15 protein-coding genes and 1 pseudogene are annotated in these 16,324 nt (G+C 62.3%); 6 read left to right on the top strand and 10 right to left on the bottom strand.

The features are described from left to right. Positions 1 to 195 precede the first annotated feature (195 nt). A pseudogene (locus QRN10_RS25290) lies at positions 196 to 864 on the bottom strand (MCP four helix bundle domain-containing protein); the annotation flags it as partial. Between the two features lie 392 nt (positions 865 to 1,256). Here QRN10_RS25290 and QRN10_RS10655 point away from each other — a divergent pair. Continuing rightward, positions 1,257 to 3,296: an oxidoreductase gene (locus QRN10_RS10655; protein ID WP_285428375.1), complete on the top strand. Its 2,040-nt coding sequence runs from the start codon at positions 1,257 to 1,259 to the stop codon at positions 3,294 to 3,296. 57 nt (positions 3,297 to 3,353) lie between these two features. Further along, complete coding sequence (locus QRN10_RS10650; RefSeq protein WP_285428373.1) at positions 3,354 to 4,244, top strand: 1-aminocyclopropane-1-carboxylate deaminase/D-cysteine desulfhydrase; 891 nt, start codon at positions 3,354 to 3,356, stop codon at positions 4,242 to 4,244. Here the strand turns inward: QRN10_RS10650 and QRN10_RS10645 are convergent. The 3 genes from QRN10_RS10645 to QRN10_RS10635 form a co-directional block, all read right to left on the bottom strand. Then, positions 4,234 to 4,791 (bottom strand): cytochrome b, encoded by a 558-nt coding sequence (locus QRN10_RS10645; protein ID WP_181080973.1) that lies wholly within the window; start codon positions 4,789 to 4,791, stop codon positions 4,234 to 4,236. The two genes, QRN10_RS10650 and QRN10_RS10645, sit on opposite strands and share 11 nt — an antisense overlap. 114 nt (positions 4,792 to 4,905) lie before the next feature. Further along, the gene (phnX, locus tag QRN10_RS10640; RefSeq protein ID WP_253508337.1) at positions 4,906 to 5,733 is read right to left on the bottom strand and encodes a phosphonoacetaldehyde hydrolase; all 828 of its coding nucleotides are present in this window, start codon (positions 5,731 to 5,733) and stop codon (positions 4,906 to 4,908) included. Then, positions 5,730 to 6,860 (bottom strand): 2-aminoethylphosphonate--pyruvate transaminase, encoded by a 1,131-nt coding sequence (locus QRN10_RS10635; RefSeq protein WP_266247655.1) that lies wholly within the window; start codon positions 6,858 to 6,860, stop codon positions 5,730 to 5,732. Before QRN10_RS10635 ends, phnX begins: the two co-directional genes overlap by 4 nt. A 110-nt stretch (positions 6,861 to 6,970) precedes the next feature. On the opposite strand from QRN10_RS10635, the gene QRN10_RS10630 reads away from it, so the two are divergent. Together QRN10_RS10630 and QRN10_RS10625 are read left to right on the top strand one after the other, a co-directional pair. Continuing rightward, positions 6,971 to 7,828, top strand: a complete 858-nt coding sequence (locus QRN10_RS10630) for a LysR substrate-binding domain-containing protein (protein WP_285428372.1) — start codon at positions 6,971 to 6,973, stop codon at positions 7,826 to 7,828. A 100-nt stretch (positions 7,829 to 7,928) separates the two neighbouring features. After that, positions 7,929 to 8,636 (top strand): YebC/PmpR family DNA-binding transcriptional regulator, encoded by a 708-nt coding sequence (locus QRN10_RS10625; protein ID WP_034098834.1) that lies wholly within the window; start codon positions 7,929 to 7,931, stop codon positions 8,634 to 8,636. Between the two features lie 51 nt (positions 8,637 to 8,687). Here QRN10_RS10625 and QRN10_RS10620 read toward each other — a convergent pair whose 3' ends face one another. The 4 genes from QRN10_RS10620 to QRN10_RS10605 all read right to left on the bottom strand — a co-directional run bounded on the left by QRN10_RS10620 (position 8,688) and on the right by QRN10_RS10605 (position 12,480). Next, positions 8,688 to 9,995 carry a protein kinase gene (locus QRN10_RS10620; protein ID WP_285428371.1) on the bottom strand — a complete coding sequence of 436 codons (1,308 nt, stop codon included), beginning with the start codon at positions 9,993 to 9,995 and terminating at the stop codon, positions 8,688 to 8,690. Positions 9,996 to 10,034: 39 nt separating this feature from the next. After that, positions 10,035 to 11,129, bottom strand: coding sequence for a cell division protein ZapE (gene zapE / locus QRN10_RS10615; protein ID WP_285428369.1), 1,095 nt, complete (start codon positions 11,127 to 11,129; stop codon positions 10,035 to 10,037). A 110-nt stretch (positions 11,130 to 11,239) separates the two neighbouring features. Next, positions 11,240 to 11,977, bottom strand: coding sequence for an anti-sigma factor family protein (locus QRN10_RS10610; protein ID WP_181080967.1), 738 nt, complete (start codon positions 11,975 to 11,977; stop codon positions 11,240 to 11,242). After that, positions 11,974 to 12,480 carry a sigma-70 family RNA polymerase sigma factor gene (locus QRN10_RS10605; RefSeq protein WP_181080966.1) on the bottom strand — a complete coding sequence of 169 codons (507 nt, stop codon included), beginning with the start codon at positions 12,478 to 12,480 and terminating at the stop codon, positions 11,974 to 11,976. Before QRN10_RS10605 ends, QRN10_RS10610 begins: the two co-directional genes overlap by 4 nt. 155 nt (positions 12,481 to 12,635) lie before the next feature. Between QRN10_RS10605 and QRN10_RS10600 the strand changes: the two genes are divergently transcribed. Both QRN10_RS10600 and QRN10_RS10595 read left to right on the top strand, forming a co-directional pair. Then, entirely contained in the window at positions 12,636 to 13,718 is a 1,083-nt protein-coding gene (locus QRN10_RS10600) for a catalase family peroxidase (RefSeq protein WP_285428368.1), read from the top strand. Next, complete coding sequence (locus QRN10_RS10595; RefSeq protein WP_285428367.1) at positions 13,715 to 14,254, top strand: cytochrome b; 540 nt, start codon at positions 13,715 to 13,717, stop codon at positions 14,252 to 14,254. Before QRN10_RS10600 ends, QRN10_RS10595 begins: the two co-directional genes overlap by 4 nt. A gap of 17 nt (positions 14,255 to 14,271) precedes the next feature. On the opposite strand, the gene QRN10_RS10590 is transcribed toward QRN10_RS10595, so the two are convergent. Both QRN10_RS10590 and QRN10_RS10585 read right to left on the bottom strand, forming a co-directional pair. Beyond that, positions 14,272 to 15,423 carry a M14 family metallopeptidase gene (locus tag QRN10_RS10590; protein WP_181080963.1) on the bottom strand — a complete coding sequence of 384 codons (1,152 nt, stop codon included), beginning with the start codon at positions 15,421 to 15,423 and terminating at the stop codon, positions 14,272 to 14,274. Between the two features lie 459 nt (positions 15,424 to 15,882). Beyond that, positions 15,883 to 16,233, bottom strand: coding sequence for a DUF6124 family protein (locus tag QRN10_RS10585; protein WP_181080962.1), 351 nt, complete (start codon positions 16,231 to 16,233; stop codon positions 15,883 to 15,885). Positions 16,234 to 16,324 lie beyond the last annotated feature (91 nt).

Genomic DNA, 16,324 nt, shown 5'->3' with positions numbered 1-16,324 from the left:
CACGGCGGTCGCCGCTTGCTCGATCTCGCTGTTCTGTTGCTGCAATGTGCGATCAGCGCTCTCCGTGATCGCCGTCATTTCCACGGCGGCGGTGCTCAGTTGAGCGGACGCCCCTGAGATTTCCAGGATGGTGTTTCTCAGGTTTTCCCGCATCCGGTTGAGTGCGCTCATCAGGCGCGCTGCTTCATCAGTGCCAGTGACCTCAAGCCCCTGGGCCAAATTGCCCACGGCGATATCTTCCGCTAACCGCAGCGACGAGGTGATGGGGCTGACTATGCTGCGGGTGAACACGATTGCCAGAATGACCGTGAGCATTGCAGCGGCCAGCAGGACCACGATCAGCACCATGACGCTGTGTGCGTAGACCCTTGCCGCTTCTTTGCCTGACTCAATCGCCTGACGCGCGTTTTGCTCGCGCAGCAACGTCAGTTGTTCCTGATAGTCACTTGCCCGTTGCGCCTGTTCGCCGTTGGCAATCACGATGGCTTGCTCGTGATTGGAGCCATCCAAAGCGATGACTTGGTTCAAACCCTCAACATAGGCGTTCATTGCCTGATTGGTTTTTTCAAACTGGATTTTGTCCTGCTCGCCCGATAGCAGATGTTCACGGTAGAACTCGGTTCGCGATTTGAGCGCCCCTAAAGCTTCGTGGACCCTGGCCAATGCCACGCTGTGTACCTCAGTGGTGACGCTTGAAAGCATGCGGATGCTCTCAAGACGGGCATGAAGCAGGGCGATCTGAATATCGTCAATGACTTGGACGCTGGGAAGCGAGTTGGTCTCGATGTCCTGCTCGGCGCTGCGCAGGTGATCGATCTGCACGTACGAGAAGCCGGCAAAACCGAATAGAAGCAGCGTGATCATGCCAAAGCAGATGGATGCGCGGCGTGCAATGTTGATTGATCGAAGTGTCATAAGGCCTCCAGAGGCCAGGAAGTTTTGTGAGGGCATGCACGACTGGATTCACAGGCGAGACGAGAGTTGGAACCCCGCAGTGTGGCGTTGATGCCACAGTGATGGCTCTGGGTCTTGGTTTGAAGTGAGCAAATTAGATTGGGTTGATAGGCGCGCTAAATAATTGCGCGCTCATGAGTGACGCAGGCGGCGGCGACGGCCTCGGTGTGCATTTGGATCAATAACTTGTCAGTTTCAGTCATTGAGCGGTCACTGAACGGCTCTTAGTCTGTCGGGTATAAACCGATGGTCGGCCATATGAGCCTGCCACGTCCCGTGATGATCTGCCGTGGAGCTGTACCATGACCGCCGCTGCTTACCCGCATCTGTTGGCCCCGCTGGACCTGGGTTTTACCACCTTGCGCAATCGCACCCTGATGGGCTCGATGCATACCGGTCTGGAAGAAAAACCCGGTGGGTTCGAGCGCATGGCCGCTTACTTCGCCGAGCGCGCCCGGGGTGGCGTAGGCCTGATGGTCACAGGCGGCATTGGCCCCAATGATGAAGGCGGTGTGTACGCCGGCGCGGCCAAGCTGACCACTGAAGAGGAAGCGCAGAAACACAGAATCGTGACCCAGGCAGTGCACGCGGCGGGCGGCAAGATCTGCATGCAGATTCTCCACGCCGGGCGTTATGCCTACAGCCCCAAGCAGGTGGCACCGAGCGCGATCCAGGCGCCGATCAACCCGTTCAAGCCCAAGGAACTGGACGAGGAGGGCATCGAAAAACAGATCCAGGATTTCGTCACCTGTTCCCTGCTGGCTCAGGTCGCCGAATACGACGGCGTGGAAATCATGGGCTCGGAAGGCTATTTCATTAACCAGTTCCTCGCCGCGCACACCAACCACCGCACCGACCGGTGGGGCGGCAGCTACGAGAACCGCATGCGCCTGGCCGTAGACATCGTGCGCCGTGTGCGCGAAGCGGTAGGGCCGAACTTCATTATTATTTTTCGCCTGTCGATGCTCGACCTGGTGGAAGGCGGCAGTAGCTGGGAAGAAATCGTACAGCTGGCCAAGGCCATCGAGCGGGCCGGTGCGACGATTATCAACACCGGTATCGGCTGGCATGAAGCGCGTATTCCGACCATCGCTACCAAGGTGCCGCGTGGCGCGTTCAGCAAAGTCACCGCCAAGTTGCGCGGCGCGGTGCAGATTCCGCTGATCACCACCAACCGCATCAATACGCCGGAGATTGCCGAACGCATCCTCGCCGAAGGCGATGCCGACATGGTGTCGATGGCGCGACCGTTCCTCGCCGACCCGGAGTTCGTCAACAAGGCCGCCGCCGGCCGCGCCGATGAGATCAACACCTGCATCGGCTGCAACCAGGCGTGCCTGGACCACACCTTCGGCGGCAAGCTGACCACCTGCCTGGTCAATCCCCGAGCGTGTTACGAAACCGAGCTTAACTACCTGCCCGTCACCCAGGTCAAGAAGATCGCCGTGGTCGGTGCCGGCCCGGCAGGCCTGGCCGCAGCGACCGTGGCCGCCGAACGTGGCCACCAGGTCACGCTGTTCGATTCGGCCAGCGAGATCGGCGGCCAATTCAATATCGCCAAGCGCGTGCCCGGCAAGGAAGAATTCTTCGAAACCCTGCGTTATTTCAAACGCAAGCTGCAGACCACCCATGTCGAGGTGTGCCTCGACACCCGTGTGGATGTCACGCAACTGGTAGCCGGCGGCTATGACGAGATCATTCTGGCCACCGGCATTGCCCCGCGCACCCCGGCCATCCCAGGCGTCGATAACCCCAAGGTGTTGAGCTACCTGGACGTGATCCTGGAGCGCAAGCCGGTGGGTAAGCGCGTGGCGGTGATCGGTGCCGGCGGCATCGGCTTTGATGTGTCGGAATTCCTTGTGCATCAGGGTGTGTCCACCAGCCTGGACCGCGAGGCGTTCTGGAAGGAATGGGGTATCGACACCCAATTGCAGGCCCGTGGCGGCGTGGCCGGCATCAAGGCCCAACCCCATGCGCCAGCCCGTGAAGTGTTCCTGCTGCAACGCAAGGCCTCCAAGGTCGGCGACGGCCTGGGCAAGACCACCGGCTGGATCCACCGCACCGGCTTGAAGAACAAACAGGTGCAGATGCTCAACAGCGTCGAGTACCTGAAGATCGACGATGACGGCCTGCATATCCGCATCGGCGCCGAGGGCGAGCCGCAGTTGCTGGCGGTGGACACCATCGTCATCTGCGCCGGGCAGGACCCGCTGCGCGACTTGCAGGACAGCCTGGTCGCCGCCGGGCAGAACGTGCACCTGATCGGTGGTGCGGACGTGGCGGCCGAACTGGACGCCAAGCGCGCGATCAATCAGGGCTCGCGCCTCGCCGCCGAGCTGTAAGGCCTTGAGCGGGGCGGTGCTAGACTACCGCCCCGTTTTACCGGCAGATCCGACCCCATGGGCCCCTTCGATTGGCATCCCCAGGCTCCTCTTGAACCGTTAGTGCTCGATTGGCTGAACGGCGTCGAACTGGCCGTCCTGCGCCTGGACCGCATCGATCCGCTGATCAGCGGCAACAAGTGGTTCAAACTCACCGAGCATTTGATGCAGGCGCAACAGGCCGGTGCCAGTGGAATCATCAGCCTGGGCGGAGCTTACTCCAATCATCTGCACGCACTGGCGGCGGCAGGCCAGCGCTTTGGTTTCGCCACGGTCGGCCTGATGCGCGGCCATCCCCAGGACACACCGACCGTCCTCGACCTCAAAGCGTTTGGTATGCAGCTGCACTGGCTGGGCTACGGTGGCTATCGTGCGCGCCACGCGGCGGATTTCTGGTTGCCGTGGCGCGAGCAATACCCGCATTTGTATCCCGTGCCCGAAGGCGGCGGCGGGGTGGCCGGGGCGTTGGGTTGCGCCGTGCTGGTTGAACAGGCTCGTGGGCAATTGAGCAATGTGGGCTGGGCCGATTACGACGGCTGGTGGTTGGCGGCGGGCACCGGTACCACCCTGGCCGGGCTGGCGTTGGCGGAAGCCGGCGCGCACCCGGTATACGGGGCGATGGCGGTGCCGGACGATCACGGCGTGGCGCAGAATGTGCGGGCGATCGCAGCGCAAGGCGTCGAACTGCTGGATGCCAGCCGTGGCGGTTTCGCCAAGGTCGACGGGGCATTGCTCGACTTCATTCGGACCACCGAGCAGGCCACCGGATTGCCGCTTGAGCCGCTTTACACTGGCAAGGCGCTGTCAGCGCTGAAGCAGCAGATCGAAGCCGGGCGCTTTATGCCCGGCACGCGTCTGATTTTTGTGCACACCGGCGGCTTGCAGGGCCGCCGTGGTATCAAAGGCTAGCGCGTTTGCCCGGTATCATCCGCAGCGCGGTGTTATCGCGGATCACATAGTGATGAACGATCCCCGCCACTGCATGCAGCCCGATCAGCCAGTAGCCGACCTTACCGAACAGCACATGCCAGCCTTCGATCTGCTTGGCCAAGGCCTTGTTTTCTGCGATCAGCGGCGGCAGCTCGATGCCGTAAAACATCACCGAATGTCCCTCTGCACTGACAATCAGCCACCCGGCAATCGGCATGCCGATCATCAACGCATACAGCGCGAAGTGCATCAGGGTGGCCAGCAGGCGTTGCCATTGCGGCGGGGCGGGGACGATTTTCGGGGCCACCCCCAGGCTGCGTGCGAACAGGCGCAGCCACACCAGCACAAACACGGTCAGGCCGAACATGAAGTGCATTTCCACGATCAGCGTGCGAGCGCCGCTGCCTTTGGGGAACTGCCCACGCAGTTCAATGCAGGCGTACACCACCGCCAGCAGCACCACCATCAGCCAGTGCAAGGCAATTGACATGGTGCTGTAGCGTGTATCGGAATTTTTCCACGGCATCGCTGGGTTCCTCGTTCATCAGGGCATGCCTTCGTTCTTTTGTGACGAAGTATTTCTACTGTATGCCTGTTTCAAACGAGTTGCCCGGTGCGATGGCGGTTTTTTTGATCTTAATCAGTAGCTTTGCGGCATTTCACCGCGGGCCAGGCGCTGGTTGATGTCGGCGATCACCGTTGGCAGGTCATTGAGCGTGTCGATCAGATAGTGGGGACGCGCGCCTGCGAAGAGTGCCTCAATGCGCTGGCGTTCGCGGGCGAGGGTGTCCGGGGCCAGTGCTTGGAACTGTGCGTAGGTCAACCCCAGCGCATTGCCCGAGCAGGTCAGCGCCACGGTCCACATCCCGGCGCGACGCCCTTCGAGGATGCCCGGTACGGTGTCGTCGACTTTCACGCACGCCGCCACATCGTTAATGCCCAGGGCGATGACGTTAGCCAGGGCCTGGGCCGGCCATGGGCGGCCGTTGGGCACTTCGTCGGTGGCAACCACATGGTCGGCGACATAGCCGTTGCGCGCGGCCAGGGCGACCACCTTGTCCATCACCTGCTTGGGGTAGCCGGAGCAGGAGCCGATCTTGATCCCCTGGGCGCGCAGTGTGGCGATGGTGTCGAGCGCGCCGGGGATCAACGCCGAATGCTCGGCGATCTTCTCGATCTGCAAGGGCATGAAGCGCTGGTAAATGGCGGTCACGTCGTCATCGGTGGGCGTGCGTGCGAACGTCTGGCGGTAACGCTCGGCCACCTGCGGCTGATTGCACAGGGTGCGGATGTGGTCCCACTTGCCCATGCCCATCGGGCCGCGGGCTTCTTCAATGGAGACCTGCACGCCGAATTCGGCGAAGGCCTCGACAAAAATTTGGGTTGGCGCGAAGGAGCCGAAGTCGACCACGGTGCCGGCCCAATCGAGGATCGCGGCCTGGAGAGTGGTGGGGTTTTGATAGTTCATACGGGTACTCCAGACGCAGAGAGAAGCGGGATGTGCATGGCGCGCAATACCTGGGCGACGGCCGCTACGGCGGCGCGCATGTCGGCTGCGTCGACGTGGCCGATGCAGCCGACACGAAAGGTTTCCACCTGGGTCAATTTGCCGGGGTACAGGATGAAACCCTTGGCCTTGACCCGCTCGTAGAAGTCCTTGAACTGGTAGCGTGAGTGCTGCGGGGCGTGAAAGGTGACGATGATCGGGGCCTGGATCGCCGCCGGCAGGAAGCTGCGCAGGCCGAGTTCGGCCATGCCCTCAAGCAACGCCTGACAATTGCGCGCATAGCGCTGATGACGGGCAGGCAGGCCGCCTTCTTCACGGTATTGCAGCAGCGCCTCGTGCAGCGCGGCGACCACATGGGTGGGTGGGGTGAAGCGCCATTGACCGGTTTTGGCCCGGTAGCTGTGCTGGTCGAACAGGTCTAGCGCCAGGGAGTGGCAGTTGCCTTGGGCGGCGGCCAGCGACTGCTTGTCGGCAAAGACGAAACCCATGCCCGGCACGCCTTCCAGGCATTTGCCCGACGCGGCGATCAGCGCATCGAAAGGCACGTCGCGGGCATCGATCGGCAGCGCACCGAAGGAACTCATGGCGTCGACGATCAAGCGCTTGCCATGGCGCTTTACGACATGCGCGATGGCCGACAGCGGGTTGAGAATGCCGGTGCTGGTTTCGCAATGAATCAGCGCGACGTGGGTGATGGACGGATCGGCATGCAGCAGGCGGTCTACATCGGCGGCGGTGGTGGGTTGGTCCTCGGCGGTTTCAAAGGTGCTGGACGCACGGCCGAGCACGTCGCAGATCTTCGCCAGGCGTTTGCCGTAGGCACCGTTGATCAGCACCAGAACCTTGCCATCGCGTGGCACCAGGGTGCCGATTGCGGCCTCGACAGCGAAGGTGCCGCTGCCTTGCAGAGGGACGCAGTGGTGGCTGTCGGCGCCGTGGATGATGGCCAGCAACTGTTCGCAGACATCGGTGGTGAGCTGGTTGAAACGGTCATCCCAGGAACCCCAGTCCACCAGCATGGCCTGGCGGGTGCGGGCAGACGTGGTCAGGGGGCCTGGGGTCAATAGCATCGGCGCGGTAGGGAGCATCTCGGGTTCTCGAAAGCGTTGGGTTGAATCTACGGCGCTTACGTTGCGGTTTAGCGTGATATCAATCAAATTGTTTGTTGTTATGCGAGCTATCAGCGAGGCCGATAAGCATGAACCTGTTCCAATTGCGTGCATTCGATGCCGTGGCCCGCGAGGGCAGCTTTACCCGGGCGGCGGCGCGGCTGTTTATCAGCCAGCCGGCGGTGACCGGGCATATCAAAGCCTTGGAGGAGCACTACCAGATCCCGCTGTTACGTCGAACGGCGCGGCGGGTTGAGTTGACCGAGGAGGGCGCGCGGCTGGCGGCGATCACCCGCGCTATCTTCGGCCTGGTGGATGAGGCGCAGGCGCTGCTGGAAGCCAATCGCCAATTACTCAGCGGGCGCCTGGAAGTCGCGGCGGACGGCCCGCATCTGGTCATGCCGATGATCGCCAGTCTGCGCGAGCGGTATCCTGGCATCACTGTCAATCTGCGCCTGGGCAATGCCCAGGAGACCCTCGCCGCGCTGTTGGCCGAGCATGCCGATGTGGCGGTGCTGACCGAGGTTGAACCCCGCCATGGTGTGCACTTACAGCTCTTGGGCGAATCGCACATCTGCGCCTTGGTACCGGCCGGGCACCCTTGGGCGGGATTGTCCGAAGGCATTGGCCTGGAGCAACTGAACGAGGTGATCATGGTGCTGCGCGAGCCCGGTTCGATCACCCGTCGTACCTTTGATGCTGCCTGCCAAGCCGCCGATGTGCATCCCAAGGTGCTGCTGGAGCTCGATAGCCGTGAAGCGGTGACCGAAGCCGTCGCCGCGCAATTGGGCGTCGGGGTGGTGTCGTCACTGGAGACCAGCCCGGACCCGCGGGTGCGGGCGGTGCCGATCCGCGGCGTCGGTTTATCGAACCGGCACAGCCTCGGCTGCATGGAGCGACGCCGTTCGCTGCGGCTGATCCAGGCGTTTTTCGAGCTGGCGCCGTGACGGTTTTTTGGTGGAACGATGCGTCCCTGCGCTATAAACTCTGCCCCCAAAGCGCCGGCCAGTAGACGTTTCGGCGCGATGGACGAGAAGAGAGCGAGTCATGGGCGCACAGTGGAAAGTCAAACATAAAGAAGCGGCAGCCAATGCCAAGGGCAAGATCTTCGGCAAACTGGTGAAGGAAATCACCATCGCCGCGCGCAACGGTGCCGATACCGCGACCAACGCCCACCTGCGTCTGGTGGTGGAACAGGCGAAAAAGGCCTCGATGCCCAAGGAAACCCTGGACCGCGCCATCAAGAAAGGCGCCGGTCTGCTCGGCGAAACCGTGCAGTACCACCGCGTGACCTACGAAGGGTTCGCGCCGCATCAGGTGCCGCTGATCGTCGAATGCGTGACCGATAACATCAACCGCACCGTGGCGGAAATCCGCGTGGCATTTCGCAAGGGCCAACTCGGCGCTTCCGGTTCCGTGGCCTGGGACTTCAACCACGTCGGTCTGATCGAGGCCTCGCCGGACAGCCCGGACGCCGACCCTGAAATGGCCGCCATCGAAGCCGGCGCGCAGGATTTCGAAGACGGCGAAGAAGAGGGCACCACCCTGTTCATCACCGAAACCACCGACCTCGACGCGGTGCAGAAAGCCCTGCCGGAGCAAGGCTTCACCGTGCTGTCGGCCAAGCTGGGCTATATCTCGAAGAACCCGGTAAGCGGTCTGACCGATGAGCAGATGGCCGAAGTCGAAGCCTTCCTTGAAGGCCTGGACAACCATGACGACGTGCAGGACATGTTCGTCGGCCTGGCGGGCTGATAAACGGCTGAGCAAGGTGGAGGGGGCGAGCCCCCTCTGACATTGCCTTAATTAATCACAGCTGCAGAGGGAGTGAAGCTGCTCCTCGATCTCTTCAAAACCTGGCCGCGCCAGTACATCCGGCTGGCAGCAGCGCGCTTGCAACGCCACCAGTGCCGCCTCCACGGGTTGCCCCTCGATCCGCTCCAGCAATTCCCCTAACAGCACGCCGAAGGCCCGCACTTCGATGCGCTGCAATGCCCGGGTTTCCACGGTGTCCGCCACGGCATGGAATGACGCTGCGCCAAAATCCCCCAGCAAACAATCGCCCGCCGCGTTCCACAGAATATTGTGGGCGTACAGGTCGCCATGGGTGATGCCGTGACGGTGCAAATGCGCCGCCACCGAAGCGATGCCACGGGCTATGCGCAGTGCGACATCGACGCTGAAACGGGTGTCGGGCGCATAGATGTCACGAGTGCAGGACGCCAGGCTGGGCAGGGCCGCCAGGTTACGGTAGCTCGGCTCGATCAGGTCCATCACCAATGCAGCCTGGTCAGCGGGGTGGCCGACCACGCGACCTTGTACGTTGATCAGGTTGGGGTGCCGGCCGGCGGCGATGCATGCCTGCATCTCGTGCAGCGGCGAACCGTCGCTGGTGATCGTGCCTTTGTAGAGCTTGACCGCCACCGGCAGGGCCTGGGGTGTCCACACGGCTTTGTGGATCACGCCGGATGCACCTTCGCCGAGGACGTCGGCCAGTGCCAGTTCGCCCCAGGCAATATCCGCTGTGGCGTCATCGTCCGTGACGGCCACCGCCATTTCCACCGGGTTACCGGCATAGGCCAGCCAAGTCAGGCTTGGCAGTGACAGCAGCCAGTCCGGGAGATGACTGAGGCGATTGGAGGCGATGCGGATCAGCTCCAGGTTGTGGCACTGAGCCAGGCTGCGCGGCAGTTGTTCCAGTTGATTGCCGGCCAGCATCAGCTTTTGCAGCAAAGGCCGCTCGCCCAACTCGTCGGGCAGCTGGCGGATGCTGTTGTCGGTGAGGATCAGCCAGCGCAACAGCGGCGGCAGCGCGGCGGCGGGCACCTGGCTGATACGGTTGGCCTTGAAACCGATCATGCTCAGCTTCGCGCATTGGCCCAGGCAGGTCGGCAGTTCGGTAAAGGCGTTGTCCGAGCAGAACAACACGCGCAGGTGCGACAGGCGGTGCAGGTCATCCGGCAAACGGCTCAGGGCGTTACCGCTGAGGTTGAGGATTTCCAGGGTGTCGGCCAGTTCGAAGATTTCCCGTGGGAACTCGGTGAGCCCGCAGGACAAGTCCAGGCGCGTGATACCGGCCAGTTGGCCGGCCTTGAGTTGGGCGAGGGTATGCATGAACGGCGCGGTCACTCGGCTAGGGGACGTAAAGGGCGCTCATGATACCGGGTCGGGCAGGGGTTGCGGGTCGGTCTGTTGCAATTGACTCAGGCGGCTGGCGGTGCGCGCCAGATCGATAGCCTGGCCTGCGAGGCAGTCGGCCAACCGCTCGTTGCCGATCAGGATCAGGTGCTTGTCGCGGTCGTAGAGCACGTCCACCAGGTTGATAAAACGCTGCTGCACGGCAATCGGGCACTGCGCCAGGCGGGGCAGTCCGTCGATGATCCAGTGATCGAAAGCTTCGCACAGCAAGAGGTAGTCCATCACCGCCGTCAGTTCCTCGCAGAGATCGGCGAAGGTGAAGGCAATTGTGCGCGCCTGGTGGTGGCGACACAGCAGTTGCCGGTTACCCACCTGCAGGTGCTGCGCCGGGCCTTGGGTCGCCGGCAGGTCGAGGGCGGCACGTTGCGCCGCCGTGCCTGGCCACACGTAGCGGCCGGCAGTAAAGCGTTGTGTGGCGTGGGCCTGGGGCAGGCTGCGAAAGTCCTGGGGCGAGCTGACCTCGAGCACGTCCATGCGCGCGGCGATCAGGTCGATCACCGGCTTGAAGCGCTGGTGGTACAGCGGATTGGGCAATAATCCTTCGGGCGGGTAGTTGGAGGTAACCAGCACCAGCATGCCGCGCTGGAACAGGGCCTTGAACAACCGGCTGATCAGCATGGCATCGCCGATGTCATGGACGTGAAACTCGTCGAAGCACAACACCCGGCAGTTTGCCAACAAATTATCCAGCGTCGCGCCCAGCGCATCGTGCTGTTCGCGGTGCTGGAACATGCCCTGGTGCAGGCGCGCGAAAAAATCGTGGAAATGCACTCGCTGCTTTTCAGCCAACGGCAACGCCTGGAAAAAGCCGTCCAGCAGCCAGCTTTTACCGCGCCCCACCGGCCCGTGCAGGTACAGGCTGCGAGTGGCGTGGCCGGCGAGCAGGTGTGCGGTTTCGCGGGCCATGGCGGCAATCGCGCGGGTTTGCCCGGCGCTGAGGGTGTAGCCCTGTTGCTGGGCTTTTTGCGCAAAGAATTGCGCGATGCAAGCGTCGTTGCGTGGCGAGCGATGTTTACCAAGCAGGCGACGGATCAAAGTCGGCACGGCCAATACGGGTCACTCTGTGGGGCGAAGGTCGCTTACTTTAGGACGCGCGCGCCACTTTGACCAATAGCGAAGGCGCGAATCGGCCATCTCGAAAACGCATGGCGCGCGTGCGGCTAGAAGGTCTGCAGCGGCGCCACCGGGTGATCCGCCGGGCTGACCACCGCGTAGTTATAGCCGCCCCCGGACCAGTATTGCGCCTGCAGGCCATCGGCGGTGCGGCTGCCCCGGGGCAGGAAGCCATTGCCCGGACCCGGCGGGCGGATGTAGAAACTGATGCGCCTGCCTTGCGCGTCCTGGTACAGCACCATGGCGGCAGCGCCTTGGTCGGTGGTGAGCAGGCGCCCGCTGACCGGCTGGAAACCTGACTGGCTCAAGTCCGGCAGGCGATGGGCCTGGTGGAAGTAGCGGTCGAGCCAGGCTTGCATGGTGCCGCTGTCCTGAGCGCTGTAGTCGGCGGGCAGGATGCCGTCCTGAGCGAACAGGCGAAACGCTTGCATGGCATCGGCCATGGGTTGCAGGGGCGGTTGCGTGGCCTCGCGGGCATGCCAGCCGCCCAGGCCGCCGAGGCTGACCGCTATCAACAACAGCGCCGCCGTAGCCAGGTGGCGGCGTGACTGACGCTTGATGCGCTGGCGGATCAGCGCCGGGTCCAACTGCGGGTTGGCCGGCTGTTGCAGCGCACCGCCCAGGGCCGCACGCAATGTGTGCGCGTCCTGTTGCCAGGCCTGCACTTGGGCCGCCACCTCCGGGTGCGCCGCCAGCCACGTCTCCAGGACCTGCCGGTCACTGTGCGAGAGCTGATGATCGACATAGGCATGCAGGTCATGTTCGTTGGGGGGCAGGCTGATCATTTGAGTATCCGCAGGGAAGGGCTGGCAATTTCGCCATCACTGAGTTGACGCAGGGCCTGGCGCGCCCGTGACAACCGCGACATCACGGTGCCGAGGGGCACGTCGAGAATCTCGGCGACTTCTTTGTAGCTCAAGCCTTCGACGGACACCCACAGCAGCAGCGCGCGTTGCTCGGTATTCAATTGATCGAAGGCTTGCAGGGTCGACTGAGCGATCACGGTGCGTTCGACCGAGGGCTGCACGTCTTCGCGCCCGGTGATGAAGTCGAGCATGCGCGCATAGCGTCGAGTACGGCGGTGGGCGTCCAGGAACTGGCGATAGAGGATCGAGAACAGCCACGCGCGCAGGTCGCCTTCCGGGCGCTTGTGGGCCCAGCGGGTGATCGCACGCTCCAGCGTAGCCTGGACCAGGTCGTCTGCGCTGCTGGTATTACGCGTGAGGGAGACGGCGAAGCGCCGTAGCCGGGGAAGGAGTTCACGTAACGGTTCGTCGAGTTCGTGCATGGGAATCTGTCTGGCCACTACGCTGGGACATGAGAGACGTCGGGGATCGGAGATTATTCCCGGCGGTGAAAAATAAACTCGGGGCCCGGGAATAGACCACCGCAGCGTTCGTCTCAATGCTCCGACCTTCTGGTTTATTGTCTTGGAGTTGTGTCATGGTAGATCACTCACCACCCCCCCGTCCTGCCTTGAGCACTGCGAGCCTGTTGGCCCGCCTGGCTGCAATCGGCGTTGTGGTTGCCGGTGTGGCCGCGGCGTTTGCCTACGTCAACGGCAGCCTGGACCCACAGCGACTGCGGCCTAAAACCCTGGTCAATGCCCTGGAAACCAATAACGGCGTGCACCCAGGCTTTCGACGCAACCACGCCAAGGGCGTGTGCGTAGCCGGGTACTTCGAGAGCAGCCCCGAGGCTCGTGCCTACTCCCGTGCACAAGTGTTCAACGAGGCGAAAACCCCGGTGGTCGGCCGCTTCGCCTTGCCCAGCGGTAACCCCTACGCCCCGGACAGCAGCGTACCGATCCGCAGCTTTGCCGTGCAGTTCAGCCAGGCCAACGGCCAGCAATGGCGTACCGGCATGAACAGCATGCCGGTGTTCCCGGTGGGCACCCCCGAGGCGTTTTACCAATTGCTCAAGGCTGGCGCCCCGGATCCGGCCACCGGTAAGCCGAACCCGGCGAGCATGCCCGCGTTTTTCGCCGCCCATCCGGAGGCCGCACCGTTCCTGGCGTGGGTCAAGACCGCCAAACCGTCGGCCAGCTACGCGACTGAGACCTACAACGGCATCAACGCTTTTTACCTGGTGAGCGCCGATGGCGAGCGCCACGCCGTACGCTGGACGGTGGTGCCTCAGAGCCAGGATGCGACGGGCGCTGCGCCAGCCGACGGCGCGGACTTTCTCGAGAAGGACCTGGTACAGCGTCTGGCCGCCGGACCGTTGCGCTGGCAGTTGAACATGACCCTGGCCAATCCTGGTGACCCACTGGACGATGCGAGCAAACCCTGGACCGGCGACCATAAGGTGCTGAACGCCGGTGCCCTGGTGCTGGACAGCAGCCAACCGCAAGCCGACGGTGATTGCCGGGACATCAACTTCGATCCGCTGATCCTGCCCAGCGGCATCGAAGCCTCCCATGATCCTCTGCTGGCCGCCCGTTCGGCCGCATACGCCAGTTCGTACCTGCGCCGCGCCAGCGAAGTCAGCCCCTTGCACAGTGCTCCACAGGAGTCGAAACCATGAACGCCTCTCCCCAGTTCTTCGCTCCCCTGGCCCGTCTGCTGCATTGGCTGATGGCGTTGTTGGTTATCGCCATGCTGTTTATCGGCGCAGGCCTGGCGGCCTCGGTGTCGCAGCGGCATGCCTGGTTGATCGACCTGCACAAACCGCTGGGCATCGCGATCCTGGCACTCGTTATCGTCAGGCTGGTGGTGCGCTTTTCTACGCAACAGCCGCCGTTGCCCAGCGATTTACCGTTGTGGCAAGTGCTGGCGGCGAAGGCGTCGCACCTGATGTTGTATGGCTTGATGCTGGTGCTGCCGCTGCTGGGTTGGGCGATGATTTCGGCGGCGGGCGACCCGGTGATGCTCAGCAGTTCGGTGCGGTTGCCGGCGCTGGTGGGGGCGGATGCGCCGTTGTTCGCCATACTGCGCAAGGCCCATGGCTACCTGGCATACCTGCTGTTCCTGACGGTGTTGGTGCACCTGGCCGCGGCGTTGTTTCACGGGCTGATTCGCCGGGACGGCGTGCTGCAAAGCATGACCGGCACCAGGCACTGAAGCCGGGGTTCGTCGCGTCAGCGCAATAGGCCGACGATATCGGCGATGCTGCTCAACACATCCTTGCCCAGTTGCATCGAGCGTTTGCCGGACCAACCGGTATGCGGGTTGGGCGCGTCGTCGTTGTCCTTGAATGGCATTTCCAGGGTCAGCGACAGGCAATCGTATTGCTGGCCGACCGCGTTGCAGGCCAATGTCATGTTGGCCTCGCCCGGCAGGTCGCGGGTGTAGCCGTGGGTCGTCTGGAAGTCACGGGTCAACCCGCTCAGGTGGGTGCGAAAGTGCTTTTCCAGCGCTTCAAGGCGCGCCGTATAGCCGGGGTTGCCTTCGCAGGCGGCGGCGAACACGTAGGGGATTTCTTCATCACCGTGAATATCCAGGAACAGGTCTACGCCATATTTCGCCATTTGCTGTTGCACGAACAGCACTTCCGGGCTGGTCTCCTGGCTGGCGCTCTGCCACGCGCGGTTGAGGTCCTGGCCCAGGGCGTTGGTGCGCAGGTGACCATGGAAGGCACCATCCGGGTTCATGTTGGGCACCAGGTAAAGATCGGCCACGGCCAGCAGCTTTTTCATCTCGGCATCGCCATCCTGCTGCAGGCGTTCGATGACGCCTTCCATGAACCACTCGGCCATGTGTTCGCCAGGATGCTGCTGAGCAATGATCCATACGTTGCGCCGACCTGAGCCACCCTTGCCGCGGCGCAGCAATTGAATATCACGGCCCTCGGCACTTTTGCCGGTCGCCAGCAACTGCGTGTGGGGGTGTTCCAGCGCGTGCTCGATCAGCCAGGCGTGGCGCTCGCGTGAGTAGGGTTCAAAGTAGGCGAACCAGGCGTGTTTTTCGCGAGTTTCCAGACTGATGTGTAGGATTTCCCCGTCAAAGCGTGTCGGTACGCGAAACCAGTTGACGTGGTCATAGGACGCGACGGCTTGGTAACCGCTCCACGCATGGGGGTAGGACGAGCGCCCCGCGTTGCTCAGGCGATAGGTGTGGGTATGGCCCACGTGCATGCCTTCGGCCTTGAAGTGGAACCACTGGAAATGCTGGCTGCGGGTATCGGGCTTGATGGCCAGGAGCAACTGGTAGGCGTCGCTGGCATCCAGCACCTGGATATTGCCGCTGTCGAAGTCGGTACTGATCTTGATGGAGGTCAAGGCCACGGTCATAGTCTGATTGCCTGAGTATGATTGTTGTGGCGGCTATATTACACAGGAGTCCGGCAAAGCCAGGCTGCAAAATTGTTGCGGGGCGGGGGCGTCATCCATGACGCCGCGGCAGCTTAGAGTCTATGAGATTGATTCTCAAGCGCTATTTCCCAAAGATCGAGGGCTCGGCCTGCGAGCGGCTTTCTTTCAGCGATAGTCTTTTGCTACCATGCGTGCCATTACGCAACACAGTCTTCATTAGCCTGAAGCCATGCCAGTAACACTGGCAAAAAAAAGACCCGGCCAAAGAGCCGGGTCAAAAACCGTGATTAGCCTGATGAGGAGATATTCCAAGAGTCCGACCTAAGGTCTCTTGGTCTATCGACTGATCTCGCGATCAGCTAGGCCCAATAATAATCATTATCATTTGCAAGTCAAATGTTTTTATCTGCGCGATAGAAATATTCTGGCGTGGCGCCTTCAGATCTCCGCCTGTGCTTCCCGCGCCTGCATCGACCGCTCCACCATCGCCTTCGCCATATCGATTAAATACACCACTGAAAACGCCAGGTCACGATGGTTGCCTTGATGGCTGCTGGCGGACTCATAAGCGGTGGCCGCTGCGCTGCGCAGCAGGTCCGACGCATGGACCAGGGCTTCCTCCTGGCTGATACCGGGCTTGATAGCGAACAAGGCCTCGTTCGCGACGGGCGCGGACATGTCTTCTTTCAAGTAAAAATCCAACGCGCGCTGGGCGGCACCGCTGTTGCACAGGTCGTGCAGATCAACATTTTCGGGAGTTTCAGGCAGCAGGTAAGGGCTTGTCGTCATGAGGGGCAGTACTCTGGGTGGGGTGTCGAAAACCGTCTGCCTGATAATAGTACGTATCGTATTTATGTCGTTTTATGGATTACTACAAACT

The organism is Pseudomonas sp. lyk4-R2A-8 (assembly GCF_030209095.1).
GTDB classification, from domain to species: domain Bacteria; phylum Pseudomonadota; class Gammaproteobacteria; order Pseudomonadales; family Pseudomonadaceae; genus Aquipseudomonas; species Aquipseudomonas quebecensis.
This window is presented reverse-complemented; position numbering and strand designations above follow the sequence as displayed.